Origin of the sequence: Micromonospora sp. NPDC005291 (assembly GCF_040607415.1) — a bacterium.
Classification (GTDB): domain Bacteria; phylum Actinomycetota; class Actinomycetes; order Mycobacteriales; family Micromonosporaceae; genus Micromonospora.
In genome coordinates, this window is sequence record NZ_JBEXGR010000035.1 from 1 (window position 1) to 13545 (window position 13545).

Genomic DNA, 13545 nt, shown 5'->3' on the forward strand with positions numbered 1-13545 from the left:
TGGGGTGCACGACGCTGGTGGTGTTCGCCCTGTTCGGCCCGGTGAACTGGACGGCCGTCGCGGTGGTCGCGCCGACCCGCTCCGATCAGCGGATGCCCGCCTCGCGTAGCAGTTCTCCGGTCAGCGTCCCGGGATCGACCTGCTCGGCGGGCAGGCCCCGTGCCGCGAACCAGGCGCCGACCACCCGCACATCGCGGGCCAGGAACTCCGGCCCCTGCGGGTTCGCCACCACGTCGACCACCTGCGGCAGGTCGATCACGACCAGCCGACCCTGGTGCACGAGCAGGTTGTACGGCGACAGGTCGCCGTGCGCATAGCCGGCCCGGGCCAGCACGCGCAGCGCCTCCACCAACTGGGCCCACAGGTCGCGCAGCTCGGCCGGGCCGGGTCGCAGCTGGGCCAGGCGGGGCGCCGCCTGCCCCGACTCGGCGTCACCGACGAACTCCAGCATCAGCTCGGTGCCCCGTAGCTGCACCGGGTACGGCACGGCGATCCGGTCGTGCCCGGCGCCGATCTCCCAGAGCCGGGCCAGGGCGTCGAACTCGGCCGCGGCCCACTGCCCGGCGATCATCTGCCGGCCGAACGCCGTCCGGCCCTCCATCGCCCGGTTCTCCCGGGACCGGCGCACCCGGCGGCCCTCCAGGTAGCCGGCGTCCCGGTGGAACAGCCGGTGCTCAGGAGCGCGGTAACGCTTGACCGCCAGCAGGCAGGACCGGTCGGTGTCGGGCACCGCCCGACGGACCAGGTGGACGTCCGCCTCCTTGCCGGTCTTCAGCACACCCAGCTCGGTGTCCTTGGCGGCCAACTCGGTGATCAGCCAGTCCGGGTGTGGCTGCGGCCCGTGCACGGCGTCATCCCAGGACGACCAGCGCTCGCCGGTGTCCGGGTCAGGTTGACTGTCCGGGTCTGCGGGCGGCTCGGTGGGCCGCCCGCGCTTCAGAAACTGTGGTTCGTCGTCGTCGAAGCGGCTCTTGCCGCGGCTCCGGCGCTCCAGCGCCGGAAGGTCATGATCACGCACTGTGGTGAGGTTCCCTTGGTCGAGGCTGAGAAAGGCGGCTGGAAGCGACCTGCGGAGACGGCCATGACCGACCCCCTCTCCTCGACCGGGCACACGCCCGGGATGCACCATGCGCCGACAATGCTCGCCGCCCCACGGCAGCCGGTCAACCGATTTACCGAGCCGCCGTCCGAACAGCGGCGAGACCTGGCGAGCGACAGCCAGCCAGCCAGCGAACCCTCAGCGGGCGAGCACGGTGGCGACCGCGGCGATCAGCCCGTCCACGGTGTGGCTCGGCGCGAACCGGTCGTCCGACCAGGTGCGCCCCCGGTGCAGCCAGACGCTGGGCAACCCGACCGCGGCGGCGCCGCCGATGTCCGCCTCCGGGCTGTCGCCGACCACCCAGGCGCCGCGCAGCGGCATCCGGACCCGCTGGGCGGCGAGCGCGAAGATCCGCGGATTGGGCTTGCTGACGCCGGCCTCCTCGGAGATCACCCAGTCGGCGACGTAGCGGTCCAGGCCGGTCCTGCGGATCTTGGTGTCCTCGACGCGTACCGTGCCGTTACAGACCACCACCGGCACCCAGCCGGCGTCGTCGGCGATCCGCAACGCGCAGGCGATCAGGGGGTCGAGCCGGGTCTGTGCCACCACCCCGTCGTGCAGCTCCTCCACCAGGTCGATCGAGGGGATGCGCAGCTCGTAGCGGTCCCGGATCGCGTCGGCGAGATCCCAACGGTCGGTCAACCCGTCGGCGTCGATCGAAACCAGCCAGTCGATGTCGGTGGGGGGCGCGCCGATGCCGTCCAGGAAGCGCTCACCCCAGCGGCGGAACGGCCCGGCCCGATCCAGCAGGGTGTTGTCCAGGTCCAGCAGGAGCAGTGGCACTCGGGCACCCTACGGGACCGACGTGTCCGCCAACAGATCCGGCGGGTATCGACCTGACGACGGGGCTCAGCCGGACATCGACACCCGAGGACCGCCCTGGTCCGGCAGCCGATCGGCGAGCATCGAATGGGCCGCCCGGGTAGCCGCGAGCGCTGCCGGGTCCAGCGTCGCCACCAGCACCGCCGTGCCGTCGTCGGCGCCCCGAGCCAGCACCCGTCCCTGCGGATCGTAGATCGCCGCGCCGCCGTTGAACCGCCACGGGTCGACACCGCCGACGGCGTTGGAGAACACCACGAACATCGTGTTGTCGAGGGCTCGCGCGGCGTAGTAGAGATCCCGGCGGTGCTCAGAGCCGGCCAGGTAGCCGCTGGGGCACAGGTAACCGTGCGCGCCGTCGAGGGCGGCGGCCCGGCCGTGCTCCGGGAAACAGCCGTCGTAGCAGATGCCGAGCCCGAGCCGCCAGTCGTCGACGAGCAGCGTGGCACCCCGACCGCCGGCGCTGAACAGCTCGCGTTCGTCGCCCCACAGCTGCTGCTTGTCGTACCCGACCCGGACCGTGCCGGCCCGGTCGACCACCAGCGCGGCGATGGTCCGCCGGCCGTCCGGGTGCCGGGCGGCGGCGCCGACCAACGCGGTGACGCCGGCCTCACGCGCCGCGGCGCGCAGCGGGTCGAGCCGGGGATCCGCGACCGTCCCGTCCGGGTCGGCCGCGAAGTCGGTGCCGGTCGGGTCGGCGGCGAGGGCCGGCGGGTGGTACGCGCAGAGGAACAACTCCGGCAGGACGGCAACCCGGGCGCCCAGCTCACCAGCCTGGCGGATCAGGTCGGCGGCGGCGACCGCGTTGCCGGCGACGTCACCCGGCGTCGGCGTGGCCTGAACGGTGGCCACGGTCAGCGGGGCGCTGGGCACGGTACGGGGCAGGGTCACCGGGCGATGGTAGTCGGCGACAACCAAGCCGTACGTACGGTTTGCATGCCCCGGGGTGACCTGCAACGATCGACGCGTGCCCAGAGTAAGCCAGGACCAGCTCGACGCGCGCCGGCAGGAGATCCTCGCCGCCGCGCGGGCGTGTTTCGCCCGGCTCGGTTACGAGGGGGCGACCGTACGCCGCCTCGAGGAGGCCACCGGCCTGTCCCGCGGCGCCATCTTCCACCACTTCCGCGACAAGGACTCGCTCTTCCTGGCCGTCGCCGAGGACGACGCCGCGGCCATGGTCGAGACGGTGGCCCGCAACGGTCTCGTGCAGGTGATGCGCGACCTGCTCGCCCGCGCCGTCTCCCCGGACACCACCGGCTGGCTGGGCAGCCAACTGGAGGTCTCCCGCCGCCTGCGCACCGACCCGGCGTTCGCCAGGCGCTGGGCGGAGCGGTCCGCCGCGATCGCCGAGGCGACCCGCGACCGACTGGCCCGCCAACGCGACGCTGGCGTGCTACGCGAGGACGTACCGATCGACGTGCTGGCCCAGTTCCTGGAGTTGGCCTACGACGGCCTGGTGCTGCACCTGGCCATGGGCCGACCGGCCGGTGACCTGGGCCCGGTGCTCGACCTGGTCGAGGAGGCGGTCCGCCGCCGCTGAGCGGTCCCCCGCACACCGGTACGCCGACCGTGGCGAGGCTGCTCCACAATGGGGCCGCCGATCCCTCCGGCGACAGGAGCAGTCGATGACCGTCTACGCCGCGTCGGGCGACACCTGGGGCATCCCGGGCCCGACCTTCATCCGGTACTACCTCCTGACGGCCGCGGTGGTGGTGGCGATCGCGGTGTACCACCGGATCCGTCTCGCGGCCGGACCCGCGGCTGCCACGGCCGACCCACTCGGGCCGGAGCAGGTCGCGTACCTCAACGGTGGGCCTCAACTCGCCGTGCACGCCGCGCTCGGCGGGCTGCGCGGTAGCGGCGCGATCGGCGTGCGACCGGACCGCCGGCTGACCACCGTCGGTCCCGCGCCGACCGGGCTCACCCCGCTGGAGCAGGCCATCCTCTGGGCCGCCCACCAGCACTCGCGGGTCCGGGACCTGCCGCAGGACGAGCGCGTACGCGTCGCGCTGCACCAGACCCGCTACGGCCTTGAGCAGCGCGGGTTGCTGACGAACGACACGCAGCGCGCACGCGCCCGCTTCTGGGGCACGATCCTGATCGCCCTGCTGGGTCTCGGTGTGCTCCGGTTGGTCTCCGGCCTGTTCAGCGGTCACCCGGTCGGTTACCTGCTGCTGACCCTGGCCGCGCTCCTGTGCCCCACGCTGGTGCTGCGCCGGGCGCCCCTGCTCACCCGGGCCGGCCGGGCCGCGCTGCGCGGCCTGCGCCGCGAGCACTCCCACCTCGCGCCGGCCTCCACGCCGGCCTACGCCACCTACGGAGCGGCCGGCGCGGCGATGGGTGTGGCCCTGTACGGCACCGCCTCGCTCTGGGTGCTCGACCCGGGCTTCGCCGAGCAGGCCGAGATCCAGCGCCAGGCGGCGTCCGGCAGCGGCTGGTCGGGTGGCTCCGACGGCTCGTCGGGTGGCGGAGGCGACAGCTCCGGCGGAGACGGCGGCAGCTCCTGCGGCGGTGGAGGTGGCTGCGGCGGCGGGGGGTGCGGCGGATGACCGGGCCATCCGGGGTCGGCATCGGCTGGCGTCCGGAGATCGCCGGGTTCGTGGCCGACCTGCCCGGCTTGCGCTTCGTCGAGGTGGTGGCCGAGGCGGTGCCCGCGTCCGGGCCGCTCCCGCCGGGCCTGGCGCAGCTGCGCGAGCGCGCGGTGACGGTCGTACCGCACGGGGTACGGCTCTCCCTCGGCGGCGCCGAGCCGGTCGACCCCGCCCGGATCGCCCACCTGGCCGCGGTGGCGCAACGCGTCGACGCCCCGCTGGTCAGCGAACACATCGCGTTCGTCCGGGCCGGCGGCCTGGAGGCCGGGCACCTGCTGCCGCTGCCCCGCAGCCGGGAGGCCGTCGACGCGGTCTGCGCCAATGTGGCACGGGCCCAGGCCGAGCTGCCGGTGCCGATCGCGCTGGAACCGATCGCCGCGCTGGTCGACTGGCCCGACGACGAGTTGGACGAGGCGGACTTCCTCACCGAGATCCTCGACCGGACCGGGGCGCTGTTGCTGCTGGATGTGGCCAACGTGCACGCCAACGCCCGCAACCGGGGCACCGACCCGCTCGCGTTGCTGGACCGTCTGCCGCTGGAGCGGGTCGCGTACGCCCACGTGGCCGGCGGTGCGGAGCACGGCGGTTTCTACCACGACACCCACACCGACCCGGTGCCGGCGGCGGTGCTGGAGCTGGTGGGCGCGCTCTGCGCCCGACAGCGACCACCGGCGCTGCTGCTGGAACGCGACGGCCACTATCCACCGGCGGCCGAGCTCCGCGCCGAACTGGACGCCCTGGCCGCCGCCGCGGGCTTCCCGGCCGTGACATGACCGCCCCCTCGGCCGGAGCCCCGGTGGGCAGCACCGCCCCGAGCGACGATGCCGGCACGCCTCCATCCGGCGCTCTCGCGGGGCTCGCCGAACGCCAGGCGGAGCTGGTCGCGACGCTGGTCGCCGGAGGACCACCACCGCCGGGGTTCGCACCGGCCCAGCTGGCCGTCACCCGGGCGGCCCTGCTGCGCAAACGTGCCGGCGAGGTGGCCCGGCACTGGCCGCTGCTCGCCGCCGGCCTGGGTGCCAGGTGGTCGACGACGTTCGCCGACTGGGCCGCCCAGCGACCAACCGCAGGGTCACTGCGCGACGGTTGGGACCTGGCCCGCGCACTGCACGAACAGCGTGCGCTGCCTCCGCCGGGCGCCGAGGAGTTGGCCGTCCGGGAGGCCCGACTGCGCTACGACGGGCTTCGGGAGCCGCGTCCGCGTCGGTTGCCGGCGGTGGGCCGCGCCGGCGGCGCCGTCGCGGTGCAGATCGCCGGGCGGGTACGCCTGCTGCGCCCCGCCCCGCGTCCCCCGACGGCGTCCACCGTTGGTGGCGACGGCATCCCGGATGCGGCAGGATCGGCCTCATGGATCTCGGACTGACCGACCGCGTGTACGTCCTCACCGGCGCCTCCCGCGGTCTGGGTTACGCGACCGCGCAGTGCCTGGTCGCCGACGGGGCGCGGGTGGTGCTCTCGGCCCGGGACCCGGACGCTGTGGCCGCCGCCGCCCAGCGGCTGGGTGGCCCGGAGCGGGCCGTCGGGCTGACCGCCGACCTGACCGACCCGGAGACCCCGGGGCAGCTCGTCGCCGCGGCCCAGAAGCACTTCGGCCGGCTCGACGGCGCACTGATCTCGGTCGGCGGGCCACCGCCGGGCAACGCGGCGGCGATCACCGACGAGCAGTGGCGGCTCTCCTTCGAGACCGTCTTCCTGGGCACCATCCGCGCGGTACGCACCATCGCCGGCGCGCTGCCCGAGGGTGGCGCGATCGGGCTGGTGCTCTCCACCTCGGCCCGCGGCCCGGTGCCCGGCCTCGGCATCTCCAACGGTCTACGGCCCGGTCTGGTCGGGGCCGCCAAGGACATCGCCGACGACTACGGCCCGCGCGGGGTCCGGGTGGTCGGTCTGCTGCCCGGCCGGATCCTGACCGACCGCAACCGGGAGCTCTTCGCCGCCACCGGCGACCCGGAGCGGGCCCGCGCCGAGGCGGAGGCCGGTATTCCGCTGCGCCGCATCGGCGACCCGGCCGAGTTCGGCCGGGTGGCCGCGTTCGTGCTCTCCCCCGCCGCGAGCTACCTGACCGGTCTCACCGTGCCGGTCGACGGCGGCGCGCTGCGCGGGCTGTGACACCCGACCCGGCCCGAGATGCCCCTGCGGTGCTGCCCGAGAAGGCCGGACGTGCCCGTGCTGCTGCCGGGCATCCGCGGCCGACCCGGGCGGAGTTGGCGGCGGCCGCTGACCGGAGGATCCCCGACGTCCTCGCGCCGGGGTTGACGGTGCTCTTCGTCGGCATCAACCCGGGCCTCTGGTCGGCCGCGACGGGCTGGCACTTCGCCCGGCCCGGCAACCGGTTCTGGCCCGCACTGCACCGGGGCGGGTTCACTCCCCGACTGCTGCACCCCAGCGAACAGGACGAGCTGCCCGCCCTCGGGCTCGGCATCACCAACATGGCCGCCCGGGCCAGCGCCCGCGCGGACGAGTTGAGCACCGAGGAACTCCTCGACGGTGCCGCGATCCTGACCGACAAGGTGGCCCGGTACCGGCCGCGCTGGGTGGCGGTGGTGGGGGTGACCGCGTACCGGATCGGTTTTCGCCGGCCGAAGGCCACCTTCGGGCCGCAACCGGAGTCGCTGGCCGGCGCCCGACTGTGGGTGCTGCCCAACCCGAGCGGCCTGAACGCGCACTTCACTCCGGTCACCCTGGGCCTGGCGTTCGACGAGTTGCGGGTGGCAGCGTTCTGACCGGTGGTCAGCGACAGGCTTGTCCCGCGGCACGGGCGTATCTACCCTCATCCGCAGACCGCGACCACGGCACACCGGAGTGACCATGACGGATGTACCCGCCACGACCCAGGGTCCGGCCTACGAGACCAGCCACGCCCAGTCGTCCACTGGGCCGGTCCGTTCGCTCGTCGCCGTCCAGCTGTACACCGTGGCGGCCTACCTCGCCGCAGCCGTCATCCCCTACCTGTGGGCTCCCCGGCCGTACCCGCCGACCTGGACCTGGATCGTGCCCGGCTGGCTGCTCGGCGTGCCGGGCTTCTTCATCACCCTGCTCGGGCCGGTGCCCGGCATCCTGCTCGCGGTCGTCGGGGTCGGTGTGCTGGTGACGACACGCCGCCGCCCCCCGACCCGACTGCGTCGATGGTTGGTCGCCTCCACCGCTCTCGCCGCCGCCTACGGTCTGTTCGCCTGCACGCCGTTGGCCAGCACGATCGCGGCTTTCGTGGCCGACTGATCCGAGATCAGTCCGGTGTCGACCGCCCGGCCGCTGAGCGTCAGTTGGCAGCGGCGGGCGGCAGCACCTCGTCGGCGCGGTAGGTGCCGAGCGGCATGACCACCGGCTCGGGGCCGGTCGCGTCGACGAACGGGGTGGGCGAGTCGGCAACCGCGAACTGGGTCCGGTACAGCTCGGCGTAGAGCCCGCCGACGGCGACCAGCTCGTCGTGCCGCCCCCGTTCGACGATCCGCCCACCGTCGAGGACCAGGATCTGGTCGGCGTCGCGGACCGTGGAGAGCCGGTGTGCGATCACCAGCGCCGTCCGCCCGGTCAGCGCCACGGACAGCGCCCGTTGCACCGCCGCCTCGCTCTCCGAGTCGAGGTGTGCGGTCGCCTCGTCGAGGATCACGATCGACGGGGCCTTGAGCAGCAGCCGGGCGATCGCGATGCGCTGCTTCTCGCCGCCGGAGAACCGGTAACCACGCTCCCCCACCGTGGTGTCCAACCCGTCGGGCAGCGACCGGACCAAATCGGCGACCTGAGCGCCGGCCAGCGCGGCCCAGATCTCGTCGTCGGTGGCGTCCGGCTTGGCGTAGCGCAGGTTCTCGGCGATCGTCTCGTGGAACAGGTGCGAATCCTGGGTGACCACACCGATCTCGTCGCGCAGGGAGGCGAGCGTCGCGTCGCGCACGTCGACCCCACCGACCAGCACCTGCCCGTCGGTGACGTCGTAGATCCGGGAGATCAGCATCGACAGTGTCGACTTGCCGGCGCCGGACGGGCCGACCAGCGCGACCATCTGCCCAGGCTCCACGCTGAACGAGACTCCCTTGAGCACCGGCTCGTTGACGGTCCGGTCGAGCGTGGCGACCTCCTCCAGGGAGGCGAGGGAGACCTCGGCGGCGCTCGGGTAGCGGAATCGCACATCGCGGAAGTCGACCCGGCCGGTGCCCCGGGGCACCGCCACCGCGTCGGGCTTCTCCACGATGCCCGGCTTCAGGTCGAGCACCTCGAAGACCCGATCGAAGGAGACGAGCGCGCTCATCACGTCCACCCGGACGTTGGAGAGCGCGGTGAGCGGGCCGTACAGGCGGGTGAGCAGCAGCGCGAGCGTCACCACGGTGCCCGCGCTGACGCCGCCGGTCACCGCGAGCCAGCCACCGAGACCGTAGGTGAGCGCCTGCGCGAGCGAGGCGACCAGCAGCATCGCCACGAAGAACGTGCGGGAGTACATCGCGGACTCGATGCCGATGTCGCGGACCCGCTCGGCCCGGCCGGCGAACCGACGGGCCTCGATGTCGGGCTGACCGAAGAGCTTCACCAGCAGCGCACCGGCCACCCCGAACCGCTCGGTCATGGTCGCGTTCATCTTGGCGTCGAGGTTGTACGCCTCGCGGGTGATGTCGGCCAGCCGTCGACCGACCCGGCGGGCCGGAATGATGAAGATCGGCAACAGCACCAACGAGAGCGCGGTGATCTGCCAGGAGAGGGTGAACATCACGGCCGCGGTGAGCACCAGCTGGATGACGTTGCTGACCACACCGGACAGCGTGGAGGTGAACGCCCGCTGGGCACCGAGCACGTCGTTGTTCAGCCTGCTGACCAGGGCGCCGGTCTGGGTACGGGTGAAGAACTGCAACGGCATCCGCTGCACGTGGTCGTAGACCCGGGTGCGCAGGTTGAGGATGATGCCCTCGCCGATCCGGGCGGAATACCAGCGTTGGGCCAGCGACAGCAGTGCGTCGGCGACCGCCAGCGCGGCGATGAACAGGGCCAGCCGCACCACCAGTCGGCCCGCCTCGGTGCCGCCCCGATTGATCGCGTTGATCACGTCACCCGCGAGCACCGGGGTGGCCACGCCGATGATGGCGGCCAACACCACGGTGGCCAGGAAGACGACGATGTCGCGCCGGTAGGGCTGGGCGAAGGCCACGATGCGCCGCGCCACCCCGCGCTTGAGCCGGTGGCCGGCGACCTCGTCGCGGTTGCGCATCGACCGGAGCATGCTCCATCCGGCCATGCCACCGCCGGACATCGGGTTGGACACCGCTCACCTCCGGGTCATCGGGCAGACCGCACCGTCAGGTCAATTCTCCCGACGACTGTGACAACCTCGGTCGTAACCCGGATCTTCCCGTGCGGTCCTTACCTATTCTCCCCGGCCAGCCAGGTCACGCAGCCGGCGGGTCTGCGCCTCCCGCTCGGCGCGCTGCTGGTCGGCATGCGACCGCCCGGCCGCTCCGGCGAGCAACGCCTTGATCTCCACCACCGCGTCGCGGGCCCCGGAGAGCAGGCCAGCGGTCAGGTCCTGGACCGCGCCGTCCAGCTCGGCGGGTGGCACGACAAGGGTAGCCAGCCCGATCCGGTCCGCCTCGGCGGCGTCCAGCCGGCGGCCGGTGGCGCAGATCTCCAGCGCCCGTGCGTAGCCGACCAACTCGACGAGGCGTTTCGTGCCGGCCAGGTCGGGCACCAGACCGAGGGTCACCTCAGCCATCGACAGCTTCGCGTCCGCGGACAGCACTCGCAGGTCACAGGCGAGCGCGAGCTGGAAGCCCGCGCCGATCGCATGGCCCTGCACGGCCGCGACGGAGATGACGTCCGGCCGGTGCAGCCAGGTGAAGCCGCCCTGGAACTCCGCGATGCGCTCCGCACACTCCTGCTCGGGCAGTGTGGCCAGCTCCGCGAAGGAACCCGGGCCGGAAGCGCCAGCAACCGCGAGGTCGAGGCCGGCAGAGAACGCACGCCCCTCGCCCCGCACCACCACCACCCGCACGTCGCCGGGCAGGTCGCGGGAGAAGTCGCTCATCGCTCGCCACATCGCGGGCGTCTGAGCATTGAGCACGTCGGGCCGGCACAACGTCACCGTGGCAACCGGCCCGTCGCAGGCGAGCCGAACCCCGGTCGCCTCGGCGGTCACCGGGCGGCCCGGGGCGCGGCGCTGATGGACGACGCTGGGGGGCGGGTCACGCCTTCTTGCGGCGCCGGGCACCGCCGCGCTGACGCAGCTGCACCCCGGACTCGGTGAGCACTCGGTGGATGAACCCGTAGGAACGGCCGGTCGAGGCCGCCAACGCGCGGATGCTCTCCCCCGAGGTGTACCGCTTTACCAGGTCCTTGGCGAGCGTCTGACGCTCGGCTCCGACGATCCGGCGACCCTTCTCAGTGCTGGTGGCTGTGCCAGTGGCTGCCATGCTGTGTCCTCACGTCCCAGACTGTGCGGTTCGGATACGGTCCCACCTATTAGACCGCCTCGAACGATCATGCGCCAGATATCAACTCTTCGCCAACCGACACGCTATGCAATGTCAGCTTCCCGATAGAGTGATCCTGGCGATCGGCCGCGCGGCGACGTCCAGGCGTACCACTGCCGTGCGCTGGCTGTTGCCAACGACCCGTAGCCTTCGGTCGTGATCGACCTGCTGGGCACCGCGGCCGGAGGTGCCGTGGTCTTCGCCGCCACCGACATCGACGACATCGTCATCCTGACGCTGTTCTTCGTCGCGGCCCGCACCACCGGCCGACCCCGCACCTGGCAGATTGTCGGCGGTCAATACCTCGGCATCGGCGCGCTCGTGCTGGCCAGCGCGGTGGTCGCGGCCGGGCTTCTGGTGGTGCCGGACCCGTGGACGGGGCTACTCGGTCTGCTGCCGATCGCGCTGGGCGTACGCGCGCTGCGGAGCTCCGACGAGGACGAGGCCCCGGCGGTCGTCACCGGGATGCTCGGTGTGGCCGGGGTGACCATCGCCAACGGCGCCGACAACGTGGCCGTCTACGTACCCGTGTTCCGGGCCCTCGGCGTGGCCGACAGCGCGGTGTTCCTGCTGGTCTTCGTGCTGCTCATCGCATTGTGGTGCGCCGCCGGGGCCTGGCTGGGCGGGCGCCCCCAGGTGGTCCGGCTGGTCGAGCGCGCCGGCCACTGGCTGGTGCCGACGATCTTCATCGGCATCGGCCTGGTGATCCTGGTCAGCTCCGGCGTGCTCGGCCGGCTGGTCGACCTGCTCGGCTGAGAACGGGCCGAGCGGCCCGTCCGGACGCGATCAGGCCAGCTCGACCAGCTCGAGCAGGTCGTCGCTCCAGGCGTCCTCGTCGCCGTCGGGCAACAGGATGGCGCGGTCCGGCTTGAGCGCCAGCACCGCGCCCGGGTCGTGGGTGACCAGGACGATCGCCCCCGGGTAGTTCGCGATGGCGTCGAGCACCTGCTCCCGGCTGACCGGGTCGAGGTTGTTCGTCGGCTCGTCGAGCAGCAGCACGTTGGCGCCGGAACAGACCAGGGTGGACAGGGCCAACCGGGTCTTCTCGCCGCCGGAGAGCACCCCGGCCGGCTTGTTCACGTCGTCACCGGAGAAGAGGAACGCGCCGAGGATCTTGCGCAGGTCGGTGTCGGACTGCTCGACGGCGGCGGCGCGCATGTTCTCCAGCACGGTCCGCTCCACGTCCAGCGTCTCGTGCTCCTGGGCGTAGTAGCCCAACCGCAGGCCGTGCCCAGCGTGCACCTCGCCGGTGTCCGGGGTGAGCAGCCCGCCGAGCATCCGCAGCAGCGTCGTCTTGCCGGCACCGTTGAGCCCGAGGATGGCCACCCGGGAGCCCCGGTCCACCGCGACGTTGACGTCGGTGAAGATCTCCAGCGAGCCGTACGACTTGGACAGGCCGGTCGCGGTGAGCGGGGTCTTGCCGCACGGCGCGGGGTTGGGGAAGCGCACCTTGGCCACCCGGTCGGAGACCCGCACCTCCTCCAGGCCGGAGATGAGCTTCTCGGCCCGGCGGGCCATGTTCTGCGCGGCGACGGTCTTGGTTGCCTTGGCCCGCATCTTGTCGGCCTGCGCCATCAACGCGCCGGCCTTCTTCTCCGCGTTGGCCCGCTCCCGGCGGCGGCGCCGCTCGTCGGTCTCGCGCGCCTCCAGGTACGCCTTCCAGCCCAGGTTGTACACGTCGACCACGGACCGGGTGGCGTCGAGGAACCAGACCTTGTTGACCACCGACTGCAGCAGCGCGCCATCGTGGGAGATCACGATCAGGCCGCCCTTGTGGTTGGCGAGGAAGCCGCGGAGCCAGGTGATCGAGTCGGCGTCGAGGTGGTTCGTCGGCTCGTCGAGCAGCAGGATGCCACCGCCGTTCTCACCGGCGTCCCGGAACAGGATCCGGGCCAGCTCGATGCGTCGGCGCTGACCACCGGAGAGAGTGCCGATGGTCTGCGCGAGCGCCCGGTCCGGTAGGCCGAGGTTGGCGCAGATCCGGGCGGCCTCAGCCTCGGCGGCGTACCCGCCCAGGGCGGCGAACTGGTCCTCCAGCGCGCCGTACCGGCGGACCAGCTTCTCGTCGGTGTCCTCGGCGAGCCGGGCCTCAAGCTCCTGCATCTGGGACATCAGCACGTCCAGGCCGCGTGCGGAGAGCACCCGGTCGCGGCCGGTGACCTCCAGGTCGCCGGTACGCGGGTCCTGCGGGAGGTAGCCGATGGCGCTGCGCTGGTCGATCTGCCCGCCGTACGGCTGCCCCTCGCCGGCGAGCACCTTCAGCGTGGTGGTCTTGCCGGCACCGTTGCGGCCGACGAGGCCGATCCGATCACCGGGCTGCACGCGCAGCGTGGTGTCGGACAGCAGGATCCGGGAGCCGGCACGCAACTCCAGGCCGGTGGCAGTGATCATGTTTTCGGGCTCGCTCTCGGGGTCTGAAGGCTGACTCGGGGCACGCGAAACGGCCGGCGGGCTCAAGGGGCCCGACGGCGCGGGGCGGTTCAGCCTTCGCAGCGCAGCACCCGACAAGTGTACCGGGCGCCGCCGGACGGCCCGCCCGGATTACCAGCCAAGATCATCGGGTATCGCTAACGGCGATCCGGAC

The 13545-nt window shown here is 72.8% G+C and carries 15 protein-coding genes and 1 pseudogene; 8 read left to right on the top strand and 8 right to left on the bottom strand.

Annotated features, from left to right (window positions below; translation table 11 throughout):
* Positions 1-85 precede the first annotated feature (85 nt).
* The 3 genes from ABZT18_RS30080 to ABZT18_RS30090 form a co-directional block, all read right to left on the bottom strand.
* On the bottom strand, positions 86-1018 hold the full coding sequence (locus ABZT18_RS30080; protein WP_354997270.1) for an RIO1 family regulatory kinase/ATPase: 933 nt from the start codon (positions 1016-1018) through the stop codon (positions 86-88).
* Between the two features lie 219 nt (positions 1019-1237).
* A complete protein-coding gene (locus tag ABZT18_RS30085) occupies positions 1238-1882 on the bottom strand; it encodes an HAD-IA family hydrolase (RefSeq protein WP_354997269.1) in 645 nt (214 codons plus the stop codon).
* A gap of 66 nt (positions 1883-1948) precedes the next feature.
* Entirely contained in the window at positions 1949-2809 is an 861-nt protein-coding gene (locus tag ABZT18_RS30090; RefSeq protein WP_354997268.1) for a carbon-nitrogen hydrolase family protein, read from the bottom strand.
* A 76-nt stretch (positions 2810-2885) separates the two neighbouring features.
* Between ABZT18_RS30090 and ABZT18_RS30095 the strand changes: the two genes are divergently transcribed.
* A complete protein-coding gene (locus tag ABZT18_RS30095; protein WP_184176807.1) occupies positions 2886-3458 on the top strand; it encodes a TetR/AcrR family transcriptional regulator in 573 nt (190 codons plus the stop codon).
* Here the strand turns inward: ABZT18_RS30095 and ABZT18_RS30100 are convergent.
* Positions 3387-3545 (bottom strand): annotated as a pseudogene (locus ABZT18_RS30100) (hypothetical protein); the annotation flags it as partial. The gene ABZT18_RS30095 and the pseudogene ABZT18_RS30100 overlap by 72 nt on opposite strands.
* On the opposite strand from ABZT18_RS30100, the gene ABZT18_RS30105 reads away from it, so the two are divergent.
* The 6 genes from ABZT18_RS30105 (at position 3544) to ABZT18_RS30130 (ending at position 7728) form a co-directional block, all read left to right on the top strand.
* Positions 3544-4467, top strand: coding sequence for a TIGR04222 domain-containing membrane protein (locus tag ABZT18_RS30105; protein WP_354997267.1), 924 nt, complete (start codon positions 3544-3546; stop codon positions 4465-4467). The pseudogene ABZT18_RS30100 and the gene ABZT18_RS30105 overlap by 2 nt on opposite strands.
* Entirely contained in the window at positions 4464-5282 is an 819-nt protein-coding gene (locus ABZT18_RS30110; protein WP_354997266.1) for a DUF692 domain-containing protein, read from the top strand. The genes ABZT18_RS30105 and ABZT18_RS30110 overlap by 4 nt, the downstream gene beginning before the upstream one ends.
* The gene (locus ABZT18_RS30115) at positions 5279-5872 is read left to right on the top strand and encodes a hypothetical protein (RefSeq protein WP_354997265.1); all 594 of its coding nucleotides are present in this window, start codon (positions 5279-5281) and stop codon (positions 5870-5872) included. Before ABZT18_RS30110 ends, ABZT18_RS30115 begins: the two co-directional genes overlap by 4 nt.
* Positions 5857-6618 carry an SDR family oxidoreductase gene (locus ABZT18_RS30120; RefSeq protein WP_354997264.1) on the top strand — a complete coding sequence of 254 codons (762 nt, stop codon included), beginning with the start codon at positions 5857-5859 and terminating at the stop codon, positions 6616-6618. The genes ABZT18_RS30115 and ABZT18_RS30120 overlap by 16 nt, the downstream gene beginning before the upstream one ends.
* A 29-nt stretch (positions 6619-6647) precedes the next feature.
* Complete coding sequence (mug, locus tag ABZT18_RS30125; protein WP_354997263.1) at positions 6648-7232, top strand: G/U mismatch-specific DNA glycosylase; 585 nt, start codon at positions 6648-6650, stop codon at positions 7230-7232.
* A gap of 85 nt (positions 7233-7317) precedes the next feature.
* A complete protein-coding gene (locus ABZT18_RS30130) occupies positions 7318-7728 on the top strand; it encodes a hypothetical protein (RefSeq protein WP_354997262.1) in 411 nt (136 codons plus the stop codon).
* A 40-nt stretch (positions 7729-7768) separates the two neighbouring features.
* Here the strand turns inward: ABZT18_RS30130 and ABZT18_RS30135 are convergent, their stop codons facing one another.
* The 3 genes from ABZT18_RS30135 to ABZT18_RS30145 all read right to left on the bottom strand — a co-directional run bounded on the left by ABZT18_RS30135 (position 7769) and on the right by ABZT18_RS30145 (position 10901).
* On the bottom strand, positions 7769-9745 hold the full coding sequence (locus tag ABZT18_RS30135; RefSeq protein WP_354997310.1) for an ABC transporter ATP-binding protein: 1977 nt from the start codon (positions 9743-9745) through the stop codon (positions 7769-7771).
* Between the two features lie 114 nt (positions 9746-9859).
* Complete coding sequence (locus ABZT18_RS30140) at positions 9860-10627, bottom strand: enoyl-CoA hydratase/isomerase family protein (RefSeq protein WP_354997261.1); 768 nt, start codon at positions 10625-10627, stop codon at positions 9860-9862.
* 46 nt (positions 10628-10673) lie between these two features.
* A complete protein-coding gene (locus ABZT18_RS30145; protein WP_007462679.1) occupies positions 10674-10901 on the bottom strand; it encodes a helix-turn-helix domain-containing protein in 228 nt (75 codons plus the stop codon).
* Between the two features lie 216 nt (positions 10902-11117).
* On the opposite strand from ABZT18_RS30145, the gene ABZT18_RS30150 reads away from it, so the two are divergent.
* The gene (locus ABZT18_RS30150) at positions 11118-11717 is read left to right on the top strand and encodes a cadmium resistance transporter (RefSeq protein WP_355253056.1); all 600 of its coding nucleotides are present in this window, start codon (positions 11118-11120) and stop codon (positions 11715-11717) included.
* A gap of 30 nt (positions 11718-11747) precedes the next feature.
* Here ABZT18_RS30150 and ABZT18_RS30155 read toward each other — a convergent pair whose 3' ends face one another.
* Positions 11748-13352, bottom strand: a complete 1605-nt coding sequence (locus tag ABZT18_RS30155) for an ABC-F family ATP-binding cassette domain-containing protein (protein WP_354997259.1) — start codon at positions 13350-13352, stop codon at positions 11748-11750.
* Between the last annotated feature and the right edge of the window lie 193 nt (positions 13353-13545).